Origin of the sequence: Staphylococcus sp. GDY8P94P, assembly GCF_017892255.1 — a bacterium.
Lineage (GTDB): Bacteria > Bacillota > Bacilli > Staphylococcales > Staphylococcaceae > Staphylococcus > Staphylococcus cohnii.
The window spans coordinates 151,350-172,684 of record NZ_JAESKU010000012.1; the positions used below are offsets into that span (position 1 = coordinate 151,350).

General features: G+C 34.9%; 17 protein-coding genes and 1 other annotated feature. Of the genes, 9 read left to right on the forward strand and 8 right to left on the reverse strand.

The window, feature by feature from the left end:
• The first annotated feature begins 78 nt into the window (after positions 1-78).
• Positions 79-452 (forward strand) — a binding site (T-box leader).
• Between the two features lie 65 nt (positions 453-517).
• From KA926_RS08430 to KA926_RS08455, 6 genes are all read left to right on the forward strand, one after another.
• Positions 518-1,621, forward strand: a complete 1,104-nt coding sequence (locus tag KA926_RS08430) for a PLP-dependent transferase (protein ID WP_107384157.1) — start codon at positions 518-520, stop codon at positions 1,619-1,621.
• Positions 1,618-2,793, forward strand: coding sequence for a cystathionine beta-lyase MetC (metC, locus tag KA926_RS08435; RefSeq protein WP_107386466.1), 1,176 nt, complete (start codon positions 1,618-1,620; stop codon positions 2,791-2,793). The genes KA926_RS08430 and metC overlap by 4 nt, the downstream gene beginning before the upstream one ends.
• Positions 2,747-4,588, forward strand: a complete 1,842-nt coding sequence (locus KA926_RS08440; RefSeq protein ID WP_107386465.1) for a bifunctional homocysteine S-methyltransferase/methylenetetrahydrofolate reductase — start codon at positions 2,747-2,749, stop codon at positions 4,586-4,588. The genes metC and KA926_RS08440 overlap by 47 nt, the downstream gene beginning before the upstream one ends.
• Positions 4,582-6,828: a 5-methyltetrahydropteroyltriglutamate--homocysteine S-methyltransferase gene (gene metE / locus KA926_RS08445; protein ID WP_107386464.1), complete on the forward strand. Its 2,247-nt coding sequence runs from the start codon at positions 4,582-4,584 to the stop codon at positions 6,826-6,828. Before KA926_RS08440 ends, metE begins: the two co-directional genes overlap by 7 nt.
• A gap of 24 nt (positions 6,829-6,852) precedes the next feature.
• On the forward strand, positions 6,853-7,593 hold the full coding sequence (locus KA926_RS08450; protein WP_107386463.1) for a cyclase family protein: 741 nt from the start codon (positions 6,853-6,855) through the stop codon (positions 7,591-7,593).
• Positions 7,594-8,047: 454 nt separating this feature from the next.
• Positions 8,048-9,949 (forward strand): diflavin oxidoreductase, encoded by a 1,902-nt coding sequence (locus KA926_RS08455; RefSeq protein ID WP_210144117.1) that lies wholly within the window; start codon positions 8,048-8,050, stop codon positions 9,947-9,949.
• Positions 9,950-10,279: 330 nt separating this feature from the next.
• Here KA926_RS08455 and KA926_RS08460 read toward each other — a convergent pair whose 3' ends face one another.
• Positions 10,280-10,441 carry a hypothetical protein gene (locus KA926_RS08460; protein WP_181187411.1) on the reverse strand — a complete coding sequence of 54 codons (162 nt, stop codon included), beginning with the start codon at positions 10,439-10,441 and terminating at the stop codon, positions 10,280-10,282.
• Positions 10,442-10,765: 324 nt separating this feature from the next.
• Between KA926_RS08460 and KA926_RS08465 the strand changes: the two genes are divergently transcribed.
• Genes KA926_RS08465 through KA926_RS08475 form a run of 3 tightly spaced genes read left to right on the forward strand, consistent with a single transcriptional unit; the run spans position 10,766 to position 12,130 of the window.
• On the forward strand, positions 10,766-11,206 hold the full coding sequence (locus tag KA926_RS08465; protein WP_107386045.1) for a LytTR family DNA-binding domain-containing protein: 441 nt from the start codon (positions 10,766-10,768) through the stop codon (positions 11,204-11,206).
• Positions 11,203-11,673 (forward strand): DUF3021 domain-containing protein, encoded by a 471-nt coding sequence (locus tag KA926_RS08470; RefSeq protein WP_107386046.1) that lies wholly within the window; start codon positions 11,203-11,205, stop codon positions 11,671-11,673. Before KA926_RS08465 ends, KA926_RS08470 begins: the two co-directional genes overlap by 4 nt.
• Positions 11,666-12,130: a DUF4188 domain-containing protein gene (locus KA926_RS08475; RefSeq protein ID WP_107384165.1), complete on the forward strand. Its 465-nt coding sequence runs from the start codon at positions 11,666-11,668 to the stop codon at positions 12,128-12,130. The genes KA926_RS08470 and KA926_RS08475 overlap by 8 nt, the downstream gene beginning before the upstream one ends.
• Positions 12,131-12,325: 195 nt before the next feature.
• On the opposite strand, the gene KA926_RS08480 is transcribed toward KA926_RS08475, so the two are convergent.
• The 7 genes from KA926_RS08480 to KA926_RS08510 all read right to left on the reverse strand — a co-directional run bounded on the left by KA926_RS08480 (position 12,326) and on the right by KA926_RS08510 (position 21,315).
• Positions 12,326-13,510 (reverse strand): thiolase family protein, encoded by a 1,185-nt coding sequence (locus tag KA926_RS08480; protein ID WP_107384166.1) that lies wholly within the window; start codon positions 13,508-13,510, stop codon positions 12,326-12,328.
• 34 nt (positions 13,511-13,544) lie between these two features.
• On the reverse strand, positions 13,545-15,800 hold the full coding sequence (gene fadB / locus KA926_RS08485) for a 3-hydroxyacyl-CoA dehydrogenase/crotonase FadB (protein WP_119535724.1): 2,256 nt from the start codon (positions 15,798-15,800) through the stop codon (positions 13,545-13,547).
• A 44-nt stretch (positions 15,801-15,844) separates the two neighbouring features.
• Positions 15,845-17,053, reverse strand: coding sequence for an acyl-CoA dehydrogenase FadE (fadE, locus tag KA926_RS08490; RefSeq protein ID WP_107384168.1), 1,209 nt, complete (start codon positions 17,051-17,053; stop codon positions 15,845-15,847).
• A 72-nt stretch (positions 17,054-17,125) separates the two neighbouring features.
• Positions 17,126-18,652: a long-chain-fatty-acid--CoA ligase FadD gene (gene fadD / locus KA926_RS08495; RefSeq protein ID WP_107384169.1), complete on the reverse strand. Its 1,527-nt coding sequence runs from the start codon at positions 18,650-18,652 to the stop codon at positions 17,126-17,128.
• Between the two features lie 18 nt (positions 18,653-18,670).
• A complete protein-coding gene (gene fadX / locus KA926_RS08500) occupies positions 18,671-20,245 on the reverse strand; it encodes a fatty acid degradation protein FadX (protein WP_107384170.1) in 1,575 nt (524 codons plus the stop codon).
• 355 nt (positions 20,246-20,600) lie between these two features.
• The gene (locus tag KA926_RS08505; RefSeq protein ID WP_107386048.1) at positions 20,601-20,948 is read right to left on the reverse strand and encodes a MerR family transcriptional regulator; all 348 of its coding nucleotides are present in this window, start codon (positions 20,946-20,948) and stop codon (positions 20,601-20,603) included.
• 46 nt (positions 20,949-20,994) lie between these two features.
• The gene (locus KA926_RS08510; RefSeq protein ID WP_073345411.1) at positions 20,995-21,315 is read right to left on the reverse strand and encodes a hypothetical protein; all 321 of its coding nucleotides are present in this window, start codon (positions 21,313-21,315) and stop codon (positions 20,995-20,997) included.
• Between the last annotated feature and the right edge of the window lie 20 nt (positions 21,316-21,335).

Consider the following 21,335-nt stretch of genomic DNA (forward strand, 5'->3'; position numbering starts at 1 on the left):
TTAAATCAAAATTTTCAGATAAGTTATTGACAAAAGTTATTTTAATGTGTAATCTAAGTGATAACAAATTCGAAATAGCAACACACAGTAATAAGGAAAGTAGAACTTACACTGCTGACACAGAGAGTCTTCACCTGCTGAAAGAAGACACAGAAAGAAAGTTTGAAAATGGCCTTTGAGTGTTGATGCCAATATGAGGTGTCAACGGGATCGCCCGTTATAGCGATACAGTATTAACATTTTGTTTAATGGCGTACTGGATTATTCCAAGCGTTGCATATGTCGTTAATACTCATTTCACTTTCAGTGGCAGTGAGTTTTTTATTTGGACATATTACGGTAGCGCAAGTTCAGTACAAGTAATTAATGCAATTTGGCGTACTGGATAAGGTTACTTTAGTGATAAAGTAATGAACAAAGGTGGTACCGCGAGCTAAGCTTTCGTCCTTTACATCCGATTGAGTCGGGTTTAAAGGACGGAAGCTTTTTTTATTTTTTAAAGGAGGTTATCTGTATTATGAAAAATACTGAGTTATCACAAATTGCACTGACACAAGATGCAACAGGAGCGATTGCAAATCCAATCTATTTATCAACAGCATATCAGCATCCTCATTTAGGAACATCAACTGGTTTTGATTATACAAGAACTAAAAATCCTACCCGTTCAGCTTTTGAAGAATCATTTGCTAAGTTAGAACGTGGTACTGCTTCATTTGCAACTGCAAGTGGCATGGCAGCCATACAATTAATATGTAATTTATTTAAAGCTGGCGATGAAATACTCGTTTCATTCGACCTTTATGGTGGCACATTTAGACTATTTGATTTTTATGAGCAACAATACGGTGTACATTTCAAATATGTAGATTTCTTAAACTATGAAACAGTCAAAGAAAACATTACAGAAAATACCAAAGCACTATTTATAGAAACGATTTCAAACCCACAAATGCAAGAAGTAGATGTTGATCCATATTATATTTTAAGTAAAAAACATCACTTATTGACGATTATAGACAACACTTTTTTAACACCATATCTCTCAACACCACTTGAAGATGGTGCAGATATTGTACTACATTCTGCTACGAAATACATAGGTGGTCATAATGATGTACTTGCTGGTGTAGTGACAGTTAAAGACGAAAATTTGGCTGAAAAATTAGGTGAATTTCATAACATGATTGGTGCAACTTTATCACCTTTTGACAGCTACTTACTACAACGTGGTTTAAAGACATTGCACTTAAGAATGGATCGTTCAGAATATAATGCTCAATTATTAGCCAAACGATGTTATAACTTAAAAGGCATTGACCAAGTCTTATATTGTGGTCGAACAGGAATGATGAGTCTACGTTTAAATAAAAATTATAAAGCCGATAAATTTTTAGAAAACTTAAAAGTATGTATTTTTGCAGAAAGTTTAGGCGGAACAGAAACATTTATAACATTTCCATATACACAAACACACGTTGATATGCCAGATGAAGAAAAAGAAAAACGAGGCATTGATGAACATTTACTAAGATTATCCATCGGTGTTGAAGATTACGAAGATATTGAACAAGACATTATACAAGCATTAGAAAAATCTAAAGAAAGCGTGATTATATGAGTTTATCAAAAGAAACAGAAGTGATATTTGACGCACAAAGAGGTGTTGAATACGATTCAGCTAACCCACCATTATATGCTTCTTCGACATTTCATCAAAAAGGTTTAGGTGGCGATGCTAAATATGATTATGCGCGAAGTGGCAACCCTAATCGTGCTTTGTTAGAAGAAAAATTAGCAGCACTTGAAGGCGGCGATTACGCATTTGCTTACGCATCAGGTATTGCAGCTATTTCAGCTGTACTGCTTACATTAAATGCAGGTGATCATGTCATTCTACCCGATGATGTCTATGGTGGTACTTTCAGATTAACAGAACAAATCTTAACACGTTTTAATATTCAGTTTACGACGGTAGACACAACGCAATTACAAGAAATCGAGGAAGCCATTCAATCAAATACAAAACTAGTTTATATTGAAACACCATCTAATCCATTATTTAAAATCACTGATATTAAAGGCGTCTCTCGTATTACACAACAACACGAACTATTACTCGCTGTTGATAATACATTTATGACGCCACTTGGTCAGTCACCTTTAGCTTTAGGTGCAGATATCGTCGTACATAGCGCTACAAAATTCTTGGGTGGCCATAGTGATATTATTGCTGGCGCTGCTATCACAAACAATAAAGCAGTAGCAGACGCACTTTATCTATTACAAAACGGTACTGGAACTGCACTATCTGCACATGATTGCTGGACATTAGCACAACACTTAAAAACATTGTCTGTACGTTTCAATCAATCTGTGGAAAATGCACAGAAAGTTTATGATTTCTTATCGCAGCGTGAAGAAATTGCAGAAGTTTATTACCCGGGAAATGACAAGTTACACTTGTCTCAAGCAAAACATGGTGGTGCTGTTTTAGGTTTAAGACTTAAAGATGAATCGAAGGCACAAGCCTTTGTAGATGCACTCACACTGCCACTTGTTTCTGTAAGTTTGGGTGGTGTCGAGACTATTTTATCTCACCCTGCTACTATGTCTCATGCTGCTGTACCAAAAGAAGTTCGTGAAGCACGCAATATAACGTTTGGATTATTCAGATTAAGTGTGGGCTTAGAAAATGCTGACGAATTAATTGCTGATTTAAACTACGCACTGAAGGAGGCTTTCAATGAGTCAACTCATCAACAAACTGAAACAGAACATTTTAGTCGCTGATGGTGCAATGGGAACCATTCTATATTCTGATGGTTTAGATACTTGTCCAGAAGCATATAATTTAACCCATCCTGACAAAATAGAACGGATACACCGCTCCTACATTGAATCTGGTGCTGATATTATTCAGACCAATACTTATGGTGCAAACTTTGAAAAATTAAAAGTATTTGGTTTAGAACACAAAGTTAAAGAAATACACAAAGCCGCAGTACAAATTGCCAAAAAAGCAGCTAATGACGAAACATTTATATTAGGTACTGTGGGTGGATTTAGAGGTGTGAAACAGGAAGATTTAGGTTTAGAAGCCATTCAATATCATACCGAAATCCAAGTAGATACTTTAGTTGAAGAAGGTGTCGATGGTTTACTTTTTGAAACCTATTATGATTTAGAAGAGCTTACTAATATTATTAAAGCTACAAAACGAAAACATCATATTCCTATCATTGCTCAATTAACTGCTTTAAACACAAATTATTTAAGAGATGGTACAGAAATTAATACAGCTTTACAACGGGTTGTTGACAGTGGCGCTGATATCGTTGGACTCAATTGTCACCATGGTCCTCATCACATGCAGCAATCTTTTTCACATATTGAATTACCTGACAATGCGTATTTATCTTGCTATCCCAATGCAAGTTTATTAGATATTGAAAATAGTCGATTTAAATATAGTGACAATGCCGAATACTTTGGTAAAGTGGCGGAACAATTAATTAAAGAAGGCGTTAGGATTATCGGGGGATGTTGCGGGACTACACCAGAACATATTCAATACATTAAGTCCTCAGTAGCCAATCTCAAACCGGTATCCAGTAAAAATGTAATTCCTATAAAAAAATACAATAGCCCTTCATATGCCAAGACACAGCAACAAAATTTAACAACTAAAGTTAAAGCACAACCTACAATTATAGTAGAATTAGACACGCCAAAGCACTTAGATACAGAAACATTTTTCAGAAATATCAAAAAACTCGACGATGCTCAAATTGATGCGGTGACCTTAGCAGATAACTCCTTAGCCACTGTGCGTATCAGTAATGTTGCAGCAGCGAGTATTATCAAACAACAATATAATATTGAACCGCTCGTTCACATTACTTGCCGCGACCGTAATCTCATTGGATTGCAATCACATTTATTAGGCTTATCCTTACTAAATGTGAATGAAATATTAGCCATTACAGGAGATCCATCAAAAATTGGTCACTTGCCAGGAGCAACGAATGTTTACGATGTGAATTCCAAAGGTTTAACAGAAATTGCATTACGCTTTAACGAAGGTATTAACACTGATGGTGATGCGCTGAAGACGAAAACAAATTTCAACATCGCAGGTGCTTTTGATCCGAATGTTCGTAAACTCGAAGGTTCAGTCAAACGTGCTGAGAAAAAAATAGAAAGTGGCACGCACTACTTTATAACACAGCCAGTTTATAGCACCGAAAAAATCGAAGAAATATATGAAGCAACCAAACATTTGGACGTACCATTCTTTATTGGCATTATGCCAGTCACTAGCTATAATAATGCACTATTTTTACACAACGAAGTGCCTGGTATTAAACTGTCCGAAGACATTTTAGAACAATTTGAAGCTGTTAAAGATGATAAAGAAAAAACGAAAGCATTAAGCCTTAAACTTTCTAAGGAACTTATAGATACCGTCCATAAATATTTTAACGGTTTATATTTAATTACACCGTTCCAGAAAGTAGATTACACTTTAGCACTTGCATCATATTCACAATCAATTACTTCAAGTAAACAGGAGGCAATATTATGACAATTCAAACATCAAATTTAGGTTTCCCAAGATTAGGTAGAAAAAGAGAGTGGAAAAAAGCAATAGAAAGTTACTGGGCTAATAAAATAGACGCCCCTACATTAAATCAACAATTAACAGACTTGCATAAAGAGAATTTATTGCTACAAAAGAATTATAATTTAACAAGTGTCCCTGTCGGAGATTTCTCTCTTTATGATCATATTCTTGATACATCTTTATTATTCAACATTATTCCAGAACGTTTCCAAGGCAGAGCATTAGACAATGATTTATTATTCGACATTGCCAGAGGTAATAAAGAACATGTTGCAAGTGCATTGATCAAATGGTTCAACACAAATTATCATTATATTGTACCTGAATGGGACAACGTAGAGCCAAAATTGAATGACAACGTATTATTAGAGCGTTTCAAATATGCACAATCTATTAACGTGAATGCACACCCAGTGATCGTGGGCCCAATAACATTCGTAAAACTTTCTAAGGGAGGTTCACAATCATTTGAAGAAAAAGTAAATACATTACTGCCTTTATATAAAGAAGTTTTACAGTCTTTAGTAGATGCAGGAGCGGAATACATTCAAATCGATGAACCTGTACTTGTGGAAGATGATAGTGCATCATTTGAAGATATTACACGTACTGCTTATAACTATTTTGACGAAGCAGGCGTAAGTAATCACCTTGTGATTCAAACTTATTTTGAACGTGTAAATTTAAAATTCCTAAACAGCTTACCTGTAAAAGGATTAGGTTTAGATTTTGTACATGATAATGGCTATAACTTAAAACAAATTAAAGATGGAGACTTAGACAAAAACAAATCACTTTATGCAGGTATTATAGATGGTCGTAATGTGTGGGCAGCAGATATTGAAGCTAAAAAATCATTAATCGACACATTACAAAATGCTACAAATAACCTTGTCATTCAACCATCTTCTTCTCTATTACATGTGCCAGTATCATTAGACGATGAAACATTAGATGAATCTATCGCAGAGGGCTTGAGTTTTGCCACTGAAAAATTAGATGAATTAGATGCATTAAGACGATTATTTAATGACAATGACAGCCAAAAATTTGATGAATTAAAAGCACGTTATGAACGCTTCCAAAATCAATCATTCAAAAATCTAGAGTATGATTTCGACAGTGTACACACTACACGTCAGTCACCATTTAAAGTGCGTAAAAAAGCACAAGATGCACGTCTTAACTTACCTGATTTACCAACGACAACGATTGGATCGTTCCCGCAATCGCAAGAAGTAAGAAAATTCCGTGCAGATTTGAAAAATAATCGAATTACAGATGAAGATTATAAAACATTCTTAAAAAATGAAATTGCGCGCTGGATTAAAATCCAAGAAGATATCGGCTTAGATGTCTTAGTACACGGTGAATTTGAGCGAAATGACATGGTAGAATTCTTCGGCGAAAAATTACAAGGCTTCTTAGTGACGAAGTATGGATGGGTGCAATCATACGGTTCGCGTGCGGTAAAACCACCAATCATTTATGGTGATGTAAAATGGACAGAGCCTTTAACAGTAAAAGAGACACTTTATGCACAAAGTTTAACGGATAGACCAGTAAAAGGTATGCTTACAGGACCAGTGACTATCTTGAATTGGTCATTTGAACGTGTAGACTTACCGCGTGAAACTGTACAGGATCAAATTGCATTAGCGATTAATGAAGAAGTTTTAGCTTTAGAAAAAGCTGGTATCCAAATTATTCAAGTTGATGAACCTGCATTGAGAGAAGGTTTACCATTACGTTCAGAATATCATGAAGATTATCTTAATAAAGCTGTGCGTTCATTTAAATTAGCTACGTCATCTGTTGCCGATGAAACGCAAATTCATACACATATGTGCTATTCTCAATTTGGACAAATCATTCATGCTATCTATGATTTAGATGCAGATGTTATTTCAATAGAGACATCTCGTAGCCATGGAGACTTAATTAAAGATTTTGAAGATATTACTTATGACTTAGGTATCGGATTAGGGGTATATGATATCCATAGTCCACGTATCCCTACTGAATCTGAAATTACAGAAGCGATTAACCGCGCTTTACAAGAAATTGACCGTTCTTTATTCTGGGTTAATCCAGACTGTGGTTTGAAAACACGTAAAGAGGACGAAGTAAGAGAAGCATTGACTGTGCTTGTGAATTCAGTAGACAAATTACGTAAATCAACAAATCCAGCAACAGTTTAATCATTAATGACGAAGGTGATATCAATGAATTATCCACTATGGGAGCAGTTAGAACAATTAAAAACTTCAACATGGGTAGATTTAACCCATACATTTGATGAAACCATTCCATGTTTTAGTGAATTTGAACGCGCAAAAGTCTCTACACTATTTAATGTTGCTGACGATGGCTTCTATGTCCAAAATTGGAATATTGTGACTCAGTATGGGACACACATAGATGCGCCGATACATTTTGTCGAAAAAACACGCTATCTTCATGAGATTGATTTAAAAGAACTCGTATTACCACTAGTTGTTTTAGATTTTTCACAAGAAGTAGCAGCTGATGCTGACTTTATTTTAACGCGTGAGCATATTAAGCAATGGGAAGCTGAACATGGTTCAATCGAACCTGGCACTTTTGTTGCCTTTCGTAGCGATTGGTCCAAACGATGGCCAGATATTGAACGCTTTGAAAATAAAGATGCAGAAGGACAACTTCACTTACCTGGTTGGGGCTTGGATGCCTTACAATATTTACTAGAAGATAGACAAGTCAAATCTATCGGCCATGAAACATTCGATACAGATGCTTCCATAGATGTTGCCAAAAATGGTGATATTGTCGGTGAGCGTTACGTATTAGGTCAAGATACTTTCCAACTTGAGTTACTAACGAATTTGGATCAACTGCCTACACGAGGTGCCATTATTTATGCTATTAGTCCAAAACCAAACAAAGCACCTGGATTTCCAGTACGTGCCTTTGCTATCAAACCATAAACATGATGCGAAACCGTCCATTTCGCCTCTATAATATGAAACTTATAAAACCTAGCCATTATAATATATAAGAAATTGAGCACTTCTTATATTGATATTTCTCTTTTATAAATAATAAATACATTCTAAAGTATGATCATGTTGATACGTAACTATTTGAAATGATACTACACAGATCATTATCATTTGCTGTTTATAGAAGCCAACATATTAAATCATATTACCAACTTAATTGGGGCGGGAATTTGATATCAAATACCATATTTGATTTCTATCCCGTCCCACTTTTATTGAATAAATACATAGGTCATAAGTTGGATTTTTGACAGATGATAATCTCTATCATTTAAAAAATTAAAATCAATGTTATACTTCAATTAAATTCTATTATATAAATAGCGTGTTATTGTTCATGCTTTACTATAAATTTTTAATACAATACGAGGTGACCTTTTTGGAATTAAATAGAACAAATTCCCCTTTTGATGAAAATCAATTGGAACTTATACAACAACTCATGCCAACACTGTCATCAAATCAACAGTCTTGGTTAAGCGGCTATTTGCTTAATGCTTCTACAGATGAAGGTGACCCATTACAATATACTGATCATCCTGAACCATCAGAGCACTCAAACGCAACAGCTGAATCAACATCATCCATTCACACAACTACTGCTGAAGCACCAACAGAAGATACGTCACATTCGACAATATCTACAGATGAACCCATCGAAGTTAACATTTTATTTGGTACAGAAACAGGCAATGCTGAAGAAATTGCTGATGAATTTGAAACGAAATTAAAAGAACACGATTTTACAGTTCACACGTGGGAAATGGATGACTTTCCTCAAGAGGACTTATCGAAAGTTAACCATGTGTTTATCATTACCTCAACGCATGGCGTGGGTGAACCTCCGATTAATGCGTTAGATTTTTATGACTACCTGCATAGCGATGAGGTACCAGATTTAAGTCATTTAAACTTCTCAGTACTCGCGTTAGGTGATCAAGATTACCCTGATTTCTGCCAAGCAGGTAAAGATTTCGACAAAATCTTAGGTGATTTAGGCGGTCATCGTTTAGCTGATCGTGTTGAATGTGACTTTGATTTTGAAGAAGTGTCTGAGCAATGGATTATTGACATGCTTGAACTTTTGTCTCAAATGTCTCCCGGTAATCAAAACAATGAACCCAAAGATGAAGATGTTGTTGTCGAAGAACCACAAGCAGCTTATTCAAAAACACATCCATTTTATGCTGAAATCATCAAAAATAGTGTGTTAACTGAACCAACTGCTACCCGTGAAGTCAGACATCTTGAATTATCTTTAGAGGGATATGGCGAAGCCTATGAACCTGGAGACAGTTTAGTAATTATCCCTAAAAACAATCCAGAACTTGTAGCAGAAGTGATCAATACATTGGGTTGGGATAGCACAACAACCATAGATATAGACAATAACGGCAATAGTGCTACTATACAAGATGCACTTACGAATGAGTTTGAAATTGCTAAATTAACACCATCTATATTAAATAATGCAGCTGCATTATTTGGAAATCCTATGCTAAATGCAAATGTACAAAACAAGGAATGGGTGCAAGATTATATTTATGGCAGAGATTTCATAGATTTAATTAAAGATTTTACACCTGTCGCGCTGTCACCTGATATGCTAAAAGACTTATTAAGAAAACTGCCACCTAGAGAATACTCTATTGCCAGCAGCAATCAAGTAAACCCACATACCGTCCATATAACTGTACGCGTGGTTAAATATGAAGCACATCATCGTGAACGCCATGGCGTATGCTCTGTACAACTTGCAGATCGTACACAATTAGGCGATAAATTACCTGTTTATCTTAAAAAGAATCCAAATTTTAAATTCCCTTATGATGAGCAAACACCAGTCATTATGATTGGAGCAGGTACTGGCATTGCGCCTTACAGAGCATATCTCCAACAAAGAGAACATTTAGGACTTAAAGGAAACCAATGGCTCATATTTGGAAACCAAAATGTTGATGCAGATTTCTTATATCGTAATGATTTAGAATTATGGCTAGATCAAGGCGTGCTTAGCAAACTAGATTTAGCATTTTCAAGAGATACAGAAAATAAAATCTATGTTCAACACCGAATTGAAGAAAATGGGGCAGATTTTTATCAATGGCTAACAAATGGTGCAACCATTTATCTTTGTGGTGACAAAGAAGAGATGGCAAAAGGTGTACACCAATCCTTTGTCAATGTACTCATTCAGCACGGTAACTTTAATCAAGCACAAGCAGAAGACTATTTAACAGAACTAATTAAAAATCAAAGATATCAACGTGATGTTTATTGATACTTGCGCCAGACACTACGCTATCATCCCATCGCTTTTAATCCTACAACCACCTCAGCGATTACTTTAAAGTCAATCGTACAGAAAATAGACAAACCCTTCGCATTAATTTGCGAAGGGTTTGTTTATTTTCTATTTATATCGTTTTTCAAATAGGACTTTTCCCCTTGAACTAATCTTTATTCGTTAATTTCATTATTTAATGCTTCTTGAAAATGGAGTGTGTCCTTCTCAGCTAATTCAGTAGTATACTTATTCTTATTTGCATTTGCTTTAATATGCATAGAATCAATAAATAAAGATGAGTGATCTATTAAATTGTTTTGATAGCTATTTCTTATATTTTCTCAAATATTTGTCTTCGACAAGTTCATATACAAAATTTAAATCTAATATCTCATCGACTTTACGTAATAAATGACTATTAGCGACTAAGTTAAAGATAGAAATCATTTCATATTGATCTCTTTTATCAATTGATTTATTTAACATAATAAACACCATCACTGCTTAATTTACATATATTATCATATTGGCAGTCATTTATGCCGACTCCTGCGGGAATAGCACTAGCCGAAGACTACAGGCTAAGGCAGTGCCCGCGGAAAGCGTGTATAAAAAACTGCCAACAAATTCGGAGACTTTGTCGACAGTCTTAGCAATTACTTTACAGTTAATCGTATTGAGGTGGTTTTTTAATGCTAAATGTACCGTTAATTATGCCATTTAGCATATGATTACGACCACTTATCCATTTAGTATGGTAACCCAGACATATATTTGTTTTACTTATCATAAGAAGGAGGCGAACTGAGCATGGATGTGAAAGTAATATATAATCAAAATTTAGACAACAATCAAATCATCATTGAAGTAAATGAGCACACTGAACACGTGAATGACATCGTTAACTATATTAACAAATTATCTAAAACCAAATTATTTCCCGGAAAATATAAAGGAGAAACACACTTTATAAAACAAGAAGACATTATTTCATTTCGCATAGAAAATAAAATCTTAACTATGATTACTACAGATAAACAATTCACCATGAATCAACGACTATACGAAATCAAATCTCAACTCAACACCTATTTTTTACAAATTTCTAAATCTGAAATAATCAATATTAATTATATTGATTATTTGAAACTCAATAAAAATGGCACAATTGAAGTTCGTTTTACTAATAATGATTTCACTTATTCATCAAGAAGGTACTTACCATTAATCAAGGAGGCATTAAAATTATGAAACGTTTATTACACGGCGCAATCACAGGTATTACTATTGGAGTTATAATTTCGTTATTGTTTTCAACTATTTTTTCACATAGCTCATTTCATCCAGTTTCTCCTGTCTCAACAATGGGTCATTTATACTTTCAATATTTAAGTGAATTACAAACGATGTTTATCGCAGTTACCATCTGGGCATTAATTGGTATTACATTCAGTTTTGGGGAACTCATATTTTCAAATTCTAGAAAATCTTTATTATTTAAAACTTCACTTCATTTCACCTTAATGTTCGTCATCATGCTACCTTTAGCAATACTAGCGGGCTGGTTTCCACTTAAAGTTTCAGCTTTATTATCTTTTGTCGTCATCTATACCATTGTCTATTTTATCATTTGGTCAATAGAAACGAAGCGTAACCAACAAGATATCAATGAGATTAACGCTATGCTTTCAAAAAGGAAGGATGAAAAACATGAATAAAGGTAGATACACTGTAATACCCAATTCATCGGTCACAGTTTTTCTAATAGGGCTTCGTATAAACAAATGGCATAAAATTCATAAATGGTTACCTGTACTCTTATCTATGCCACCTATGCTCAGAGAATTATCAAAAGACCAAACGCTGGGTTGTTTATCTTTTGAAATGCTATTTAAATATCGTGGTGTGATGATTGTTCAATATTGGGAATCTAATGAAAAATTACTTTCTTATTCAAAAATGCCTGTACATTTAAAAGCGTGGCGGCGATTTATGAAAGAACTTAAGCATAATGATGCTGTAGGTTTTTATCATGAGACTTATAATGTCGATGCGAACCAATATGAAAATATTTATATAAATATGCCAGATTTTGGTTTAGGAAAAGCGCGTAAAAATGAAAAAGTAACCAAAGCTACACACACTGCTAAACAACGCTTACGTACACAAACCTAACCTACCAATACTTATCATGTCTTATCGCTATAGATATGATAAGAATATGCTAAAATAATTTTTGGGCATAGAAATGCTCCCTCCAAGTTTCATTTTTTAAATGTCACTTTGAAGGGAGCATATTAATTGTCCTAGACGCATTCCTAACAAAATATTAATATTTCAGAGTTTTATTACTACTTAATCTTTAAATTATTACCTTACATATTCAAAGATACCTGCAGCACCCATACCAACACCGATACACATTGTAACCATACCATATTGTGTATCTGGGCGTTTTTTCATTTCTGAAAGTAATCTGCCGACTAACATCGCACCCGTAGCACCCAATGGATGACCTAAGGCAATTGCACCGCCATTAACATTTGTCTTTTGAGTATCTAAACCTGTCTCTCTCATTGAAGCGATTGTTTGAGATGCAAAAGCTTCATTCAACTCTACTAAATCAATATCATCTACATTCAAGTTTGCTTGTTTTAACACTTCAGGAATTGCATAGGCAGGCCCAATACCCATCAATTTAGGATCTACCCCAACTGCTTTAAAGCCTACGAATCTTGCAATCGGTTCTACGCCTAATTCCTTCACCTTTTCTCCTGACATAACGACTACAAAGCCTGAGCCGTCAGTCAAGGGTGCCGAGGAGCCTGCAGTCACTGTGCCATCTGCCTTAAAAACAGTGGGTAATTTAGATAATGCTTCTTGATTCGTATCTGGTCTAATCAATTCATCATCTTTAAATACTTCCTGCGATACGACTGGGCCATTTTCATTATAATCTACTTTATTTACTTCAATCGGAATAATTTCATCTTCAAATTTACCTTCTGCTTGTGCTTTAGCAGCACGAGCATGACTTTGTACTGCATAGGCATCTTGATCTTCTCTAGAAACCTTATAAGTTTCAGCAACCATTTCAGCAGTTAAACCCATCGGATAAGAAACACCAGAATCTTCGTCTTGCAGAATTGGGTTATTGGTCGGTTCATTGCCTCCCATCGGTACTGCACTCATTAGTTCAATACCTCCGGCAACAAGAATGTCCGCTTGGTCCGCTTTAATTTGATTTGCTGCATGTGCAATCGTTTGTAAGCCTGAAGAACAATAACGATTGACTGTTTGACCTGGTACTTCATTAGGCATTCCTGCTAATAAAGCAATCGTTCTAGCAATATTTTGCCCTTGCAAGCCTTCTGGAAATGAATTCCCAACAATGACATCTTCAACCATATTAGGTTCAAACGAACCTCCAACTCTTTCTAAAACACCTTTCAATACTTTTGCAGCAACTTCATCAGGTCTTTCATGAGTCATTGCACCATTTTTTGCCTTACCAGCTGCTGAACGTCCATAAGCTACTATATATGCATCTCGCATTTAGTTTCACCCTTTCTTCTATAATGTTCGATTATTAGTTGCGTAGTGGTTTTCCTTTTTCTAACATATGAGAAATTCTATCGTATGTTTTTTTATTTTGAAGTAATTCTAAGAATCTTTCTTTTTCAAGTTTTTGTAAATATCTTTGATTTACATAGGTGTTACGTGGAACATCTCCACCACTCAGTACTTCTGCAACCTTCAATGTTATTTCATAATCGTAATCACTAATAAAGTGACCTACACGCTGTGCATCTAATTGACCTTCTGCTAAGGCTTTAAAGTCTCGGCCTAAAGCGATGTATTGAGATTTTGGAAGTGGTACATAATTTGCTTCGGATTCATAGCGCGCACGTTTCAATGCAATTTCAATACGTCTTTCGGTATTTAAAATAACCGTATCTGTTTCTTTTAAATAGCCATATCTCTTAGCTTCATAAGCATTTGTAGACACTTTAGCAAAACCAATCTGCATTAAAATTTTAGTAATAGACGCTTGTTTATCATCATTTTTATGATTTGTACGCATAATGCGATCCGTGAGTTCTGCGAGTCCGCCACCTGCTGGCAATAAACCTACACCTGTTTCTACAAGACCAATGTAAGACTCACTTGACGCTACAACAATTGGTGAATGTAGTACGAGTTCGCAACCACCGCCTAATGCACGTCCTTGAACAGCTGTTACAACAGGTTTCAATGCATGTTTCAGTCTCGCAAATACATGATGTAATTGTTCGACCGCTTCACCTACTTCAGAAACTACTTTTCCGTCTTCATGTGCTTTCTTCATTTGATATAAATTAGCACCTACACTAAAGTTGTTACCGCCTGCGTAAATCACCATGCTCGTAAAGTCTTCATTTTCAAGCTTATCAATAGCTTCTAATAAGTCAGATAAAAAGCTATTTGAAATGACATTATTTTTACTTTGTAATTTTAATAATAGTTGATCTTTATTCGCTATAGATAAATTAGAATCCGATCTATCCCACAACTCTGAATCGATATAAGCTGTTACTGGTGTTACGCGTTCAATAGATTCACCTTCAGCATAAAATGCTTCGTTGCGTTGCTCAATCCAATCTGGTAATTGACCTAATTCTTCTTTCATACGAGATTTAACACGTTCATATCCCATTAAATCCCATAATTGGAATGGTCCTAATTTCCAGTTAAAGCCCCAAACTAATGCGCGATCAATATCTTTAAAATCTTCCGCAGCTTTTGGTACATTCACTGCTGAATAGTAGAAATTATTTCGCAATGTTTCCCATAAGAATACGCCCGCATCATCTTGCGCATTAAAGATAACATCTAAATTTGAGGCAAGATCTTTACTAAAGCGACCTAAAATTTCTAATTGTGGGTGTTTAGGTTCAACATAGTCATTTTGCTTATCATCATATACATAACGCTGTTTATTTACTTTTTTATAAAAACCTTGTTTTGTTTTATTACCTAATGCACCATTTTTTGCTAATTTTTCAGAAAGTGCTACATCCTTGAAGAATGGTTGCTCTTCTGGAATTTTTTGTAATCCTTTGATCACAGCCATAGCAATATCTAATCCTACTAAATCAGATAACCCATATGTTCCCATTTTAGGTCGACCAATACTGCGACCTGTTAATGCGTCAACTTCAGTAATAGAGAAACCTTGTTGTTCTGCTCGATACATAATATCATTCATTGTTTGTGTGCCGACTCTATTGGCAACAAATCCAGGTACATCGTTTGCTACAATTACACCTTTACCTAATACATCTTCTGCAAAAGCTTGTACCCGTTCGACAACCTCTGAATGCGTTTGTTTATTTGGGATAACTTCCACTAATTTCATTATTCTTGGTGGATTGAAGAAGTGCATACCGAAAAATCTTTCTTTATCACTATCGTCAAATACCTCTGCAATTGCTTCAATTGGAATACCTGAAGTATTTGTTGCAAACACTGCATCGTCATTTGCTACTTTTTTAACTTGATCCCAAATTTGATGCTTTATGTCCACTTCTTCTTTCACTGCCTCAATATATATATCTGCATCATCATCTTGTAAATCTTCATTGAAATTACCATATGATAAGTTTGAGGCAAATGATAAATCAAACAGTTGTGGACGTTTAGGATTTGTTATTACTTCATAAGCCTTTTTCGAGATTTTGTTTGGATCATTTTCATCAATGACAATATCCAATAATTTAACTTTTAAGCCTGCATTTACAAGTAGTGCAGCAATTTGACTACCCATTGTTCCTGCACCTAGCACTGTTGCTTTTCTTATCGTCATACTAAACCCTCCAATTTTTTCATTAACCATTTAAGCATAAATTTTTATATAAATGCGGAATCTCCTGTAATTGCTCTGCCGATAACCAGTGCGTTGACTTCGTGCGTACCTTCATATGTGTATATCGCTTCTGCATCCGCAAAGAAACGAGCAATATCATACTCTCCAGCTAAGATACCGTTACCACCATGAACACCACGACCCATAGCTACAGTCTCTCTTAATCTTAATGAATTCATCATTTTAGCTGTTGAAGTCGCTACTTCATCGTATTCACCGTTAGCCTGCATACGTGCGAGCTGTGCGCATGTAGCCATGGCTTGTGCTAAGTTTCCTTGCATCATTGCCAATTTTTCTTGAATGAGTTGGAATTTACTAATTTCTTTACCAAATTGTTTACGTTTTGTTACGTAATCTGTCGTTGCTTTCAATGCACCGGCCATTGCACCTGTTGCCATATATGCAACACCTGCACGTGTTGAATATAAAACTTTCGCTATATCTTTAAAACTATTGATATTTTGTAAGCGTTGTTCCTCTTTGACAACGACATTCTTCAAACGAATTTTTGCATTAGGTACGATTCTTAGTGCAATTTTATGTTCTAACAGTTCAATTTCTACACCTTCTTGGCTTGGTTCAATAATGAAGCCTTTAGGTTTTCCTGTTTCAACATCTACGGCATAAACTGGCATAACATCTGATACATTTGCTCCACCAATCCATTTCTTTTCACCATTAATAATCCATTCATCGCCTTGACGTTTTGCAGTTGTTTCTAATCCACCTGCGACATCAGAGCCATGTTCTGGTTCCGTTAGTGCAAAGCAAGTACGTAATTCATGCGATTGTAACTTTGGTAGGTAATATGCCTGTTGCTCTTTACTACCGCCAAACCAGAATGAATTATGCCCTAATCCTTGATGCACACCTAGCAACGTTGCTAAAGATACATCAAATCTTGCAATCGTATATGACATGAAAAATTGGAACATTTGACTCGGTGTACGAGCGCCTTCACGTCCTTCAAAAAGCAATGGATTATTAAAATAGTTAAGTTTACCTAACTCGTTAAAATAATCTTCTGGCTCAGTGGCATTTAACCAATGTTCATTGACAGAATCACGATACTTTTCTTCTAACATGTCATTCAATTGTTTTAATAATTTAACTTCACCTTCTGTTAAATCTTTTCCAATACTTAAAATATCTTCTGGGTACAATGCTTTTAATGTTTCTTCTTTTGTTGGCATAATAAAAACCTCCATTTTTTGATAGCGCTTACATTTATAGTAAAAAAATTTTGTGCTTTTCAGCATTTTATTTTAATTCAAATCGTCAACATCTTTTGCTTCTTGTTGGGCTTTCTCATTCATGTATTTCTGAAGTTCTAATTTGTCTGCTTTTGACGTTGAATTCAATGGCATGTGTGTCAATTTCAGATATAATCTCGGTATTTTATAACCAGCTATATTTTCACGCATATGCGCATCTAATTTTGCTTCAAAATCCGGGTCATCTTCGGTAAGTACAACTGCTGCAGCAACTGATTCACCATATTTAGGACTGTCATATCCAACGACAACACCTTGAGCTACGAGTGGGTGTTCTGCTAATACCGTTTCTACTTCGGAAGGTAAGACATTTTCACCACCAGTAATAATCATTTCTTTACGACGATCAACAATATAGACATCACCATCTTCGTCTACTTTTGCTAAATCACCTGTTAAGAAATATTCGCCATGAAATGTTTTTGCAGTTTCTTCCGGTTTGTTCCAATAACCAGGTGTTATATTATTACCGCGAACGCCAAGTTCGCCAATTTCACCAACTTCTACTTCTTCAAAATTATCATCAAATATACATATATCCATAAACATGACCGGCTTACCAATACTGCCTGGTTTCTGTGCACCATTCTCAGGTGTATTCACCATGACAAGCGGTGCTTCAGTTAAACCATAACCGTTAATAATTGAATAGCCTAAGCTATTAAATTTCTTTTGTACCATTGGTAAAGGTGATGAACCACCTTGAATTAAGAAATCGATACTTTCAAAGTTTTTTAGATCGAAATTTTCAGCTACTAACATGGCATAATACATCGTTGGAATCTGAATTAAATAATTAGGTTGGTACTGAGCCATTAAATCATTTAACGCTTCGCCATTAAAGTAACGCTGTAATATCAGTGTGCCGCCAGCCATTAATAAAGGCAGTGTCAAATCGTTAAATCCTAAGACATGAAACATTGGTGTGGAAACAATTGTTGTATATGTCGAGTTAATTTTATAAGTCAGTGCTATATTAATTGGGTTATTTACAAAAGAATCGTATGAAAACATAACGCCTTTAGGTAGCCCTGTCGTACCACTTGTATACATTAATGACGCTAAATCGCTTCCTTCCACACTAACAGTATTGAATGGGCGGTGTTGCGAAGGATCTACTATTTCATCGTATGCTTTTGAGTCAATATCCATGTGTAGCAAATCATCTGCAATACCTTCTAAACTTGAAACATGCTTCTCAGCATAAAAAATGAGTTTGACATTGGAATCTTCAATCACACTTTTTATTTCCTGTGTTTTCAAACGCCAGTTAATTGGCAAGTATACAGCACCCAATTTAAATGAAGCGAACATCAAATCTAATAATGCTACATCATTAGGAGTGAATATACCGACGACATCACCACGTTTTACACCTTGATCTTGTAAATAATTAGCTAAATTTTCTGCACGAATATTCAAATCTTGATAGGTCCATTCTGTGCCTTTGAATGGGTCAATCACTGCGGCTTTTTCATCGTCAAATGTCGCTCTCGTTTTAATCCAGTCGTAGTTCATATTTTTCTCCCCCTTAGTTTAAATACGATAATCCGACTTTATTGCATCAGACAATCCTCCCCACTTATCTTGATAGATATCGCTATTCATTTCATTCAAATGTGTTGCAATGAGCGGCTTGAATTCCATATTTGCTAGAACATCCCGCTCTAAATCAAGACCTGGAGCTATTTCAATGAGTTTTAATCCTTGTTGTGTAAGTTCAAATACAGCCCTTTCGGTGACAAAGTACACCTCTTGATCAAGCAAAAACGCATTTTCAACATTGAAATCGATATTATCAATTTCATTGATAAATTTTGGTATATGACCTTCTTGTTCTACATTTACCTTGCGCTGTTCATAACTTAGTTGACCCCCGACAACTAACGAACCGGAAAAGACAATTGTTTTTACCGTTTGACTTATGTCGATAAATCCACCACAGCCATTCATTTTATTGCCAAATTTTGAGACATTTACATTACCTTTGGAATCTACTTGAGCAAAACTTAGAAATGCTATATCAACACCTCCGTTATAAATGAAATCCCAAGTCATATCGTGTCTCATACGTGCACTTAAGTTATAGTTCATACCAAAATATTTTCCGCTGCTAATCAAACCACCAAACACGCCTGTATCTATATTGGGCTGTACTAAATTATTAACGCCTTCTTCAGTTAAAAGATTGGATAACTCATTATTTATGCCAAAACCAATACTGATGACATCACCTTGAAGTAAAAATTGAGCAGCACGTCTCAAAATTACTTTTCGAGTGTTCAATGCTATATATGGTTCTCGCATCTCTGTAATTTGATAATGTCCTGAAAGTGCCGGATCATAATACGTTTGAATCACTTGTCTATGATATTTTGGATCACGGTTCACCACAATATAATCTACTAATTTACCAGGTATAAACACTTCATTTGGATTGAAACGACCACTTTGAATCACTTCTTTAACTTGAACAATGACTTTACCCTTATTTTTATGCGTAGCTGCTGCTAAACTAAAACCTTCTCCTAAATGTGTCTCATGCTGCATGTAAATATTGCCCTCTTCATCAGCATATGTACCTCTTAGTAAAGCTATATCAATATCTGGAAAACGGTAGTTCAAATAAGTGTCATCATTTATATTTATTAAAGAAACTAAATCATCAGTCGTACATGAATTGACTTTGCCACCTGAATAACGTGGATCCACGTTTGTATTTAATCCAATTTTAGTAATCGGACCTGGAAAAGCTTCCGTACTTCCACGATAATGTGTGGTTATTACACCTTGAGGCAGGAAGTAAGCCTCTATTTCATTGTTTTGCATTGCTTGAATCGTTACTGGTGAACCAGTAATAATACTCGTGATTAATCGTTTGACCATACCCCTTGAAACAAATGAATCTAAATCATAACTGTCTCCTCTATAATCACTAATATCATTTGCAAGCATGAACGTTAAATTATTAAGTGATTGATCTTCATCATATTGTTCGACTAACGTTTTAAGTATCTCAGCTGGTAAATTTGCTGTAGATAAGGCTGCCAGAGCTATAACATCACCTTCATTTACGATGTCTTTCAAATCTGAAAATGGAATAATTTTCATACAGTTTCTCCTATCTATGTTTAATCCAACTATTAAAGTTTTGAGTTATAAATATCTCCTTTCTTTATGTATGTAAGCCCTTACATGTAATATACCATTATTTTTGAAATTTATGCAAAAATTTTAAATTTTACGTTTATAGTGAATTGTGAAAATACGCACAACATCTGCTGTGACAGTTTTAGAAGTGGGTTAAGAAAAATATGAAAATAGTTGAACGAGGGGTATATAAATCAAATAGTTTATCAAAAAAGTAAATATGTCTTAAGATGATAAAAAAGAATCTGGGACAACATTGATTCGTCCCAGATTCTTTTTTATCGTATAGATTTTCTCTCTTGTACTGTACTTTTATCTATTCATTCTCCAACAATTTAAATTTTTTTTCTAGAGTTTGAAGTCCTTGATCTATAATCTTTTTTTGTTCAATTAAATTTTTTTGATGTTCCAAAAATATATTTTTTCGCTTCGTTTTTGTGTCACTTCCTTGATGATATAACTCCGCAATTTCTTTTAACGTTGATATGGGCATATGTGTCTGACGCATACATTTTATAAATTCAATCCAATATAAGTCTTCTTCTGAAAAATCTCTATAACCATTCTTATTTCTCTGAACAAATGGAAAAAGTCCTGCTTTATCATAATATCGAATGGTATGTTCACTGATGCCTAAGTTATCGGCAACTTGTTTTACTTGCATAATTTACCTCCTAAAAAAAGGTGACTTTATAAAGTCACCTTTTTGTCTATTTCATAAGTTGAACCAGTAAATCTTCATAGTCATTATCAATGATAGCTTCAAATCCAAATGTCGATGTCATATCGTTCTTTAATGACTCCACACTGTTATAACCAATGTGTTCAGGATCATCTATATTTAAACCAATGCCTTTAATATCATTATGGAATAAATTATTTTGATGCGATAGCTCAATAATCTCTTCAGCTAATGATTTAACGTAATTATGACTTGGCACAGATACACTTTTTTCATCTATTACCTTTGCTTCTGTAATAATTTTGATATCTGTTTCTTTCCCTTTAAATATTGCTAAAAAGTAATTCATATCAAAATGACCTCCTCATG

What these genes read in the sequence shown, in the direction of transcription:
- KA926_RS08430 (WP_107384157.1), top strand. Translation starts at nt 518, where the DNA reads ATGAAAAATACTGAGTTATCACAAATTGCACTGACACAAGATGCAACA.
- metC (WP_107386466.1), top strand. Translation starts at nt 1,618, where the DNA reads ATGAGTTTATCAAAAGAAACAGAAGTGATATTTGACGCACAAAGAGGT.
- KA926_RS08440 (WP_107386465.1), top strand. Translation starts at nt 2,747, where the DNA reads ATGAGTCAACTCATCAACAAACTGAAACAGAACATTTTAGTCGCTGAT.
- KA926_RS08450 (WP_107386463.1), top strand. Translation starts at nt 6,853, where the DNA reads ATGAATTATCCACTATGGGAGCAGTTAGAACAATTAAAAACTTCAACA.
- KA926_RS08460 (WP_181187411.1), bottom strand. Translation starts at nt 10,441, where the DNA reads ATGTTAAATAAATCAATTGATAAAAGAGATCAATATGAAATGATTTCT.
- KA926_RS08465 (WP_107386045.1), top strand. Translation starts at nt 10,766, where the DNA reads ATGGATGTGAAAGTAATATATAATCAAAATTTAGACAACAATCAAATC.
- KA926_RS08470 (WP_107386046.1), top strand. Translation starts at nt 11,203, where the DNA reads ATGAAACGTTTATTACACGGCGCAATCACAGGTATTACTATTGGAGTT.
- KA926_RS08475 (WP_107384165.1), top strand. Translation starts at nt 11,666, where the DNA reads ATGAATAAAGGTAGATACACTGTAATACCCAATTCATCGGTCACAGTT.
- KA926_RS08480 (WP_107384166.1), bottom strand. Translation starts at nt 13,510, where the DNA reads ATGCGAGATGCATATATAGTAGCTTATGGACGTTCAGCAGCTGGTAAG.
- fadB (WP_119535724.1), bottom strand. Translation starts at nt 15,800, where the DNA reads ATGACGATAAGAAAAGCAACAGTGCTAGGTGCAGGAACAATGGGTAGT.
- fadE (WP_107384168.1), bottom strand. Translation starts at nt 17,053, where the DNA reads ATGCCAACAAAAGAAGAAACATTAAAAGCATTGTACCCAGAAGATATT.
- fadD (WP_107384169.1), bottom strand. Translation starts at nt 18,652, where the DNA reads ATGAACTACGACTGGATTAAAACGAGAGCGACATTTGACGATGAAAAA.
- fadX (WP_107384170.1), bottom strand. Translation starts at nt 20,245, where the DNA reads ATGAAAATTATTCCATTTTCAGATTTGAAAGACATCGTAAATGAAGGT.
- KA926_RS08505 (WP_107386048.1), bottom strand. Translation starts at nt 20,948, where the DNA reads ATGCAAGTAAAACAAGTTGCCGATAACTTAGGCATCAGTGAACATACC.
- KA926_RS08510 (WP_073345411.1), bottom strand. Translation starts at nt 21,315, where the DNA reads ATGAATTACTTTTTAGCAATATTTAAAGGGAAAGAAACAGATATCAAA.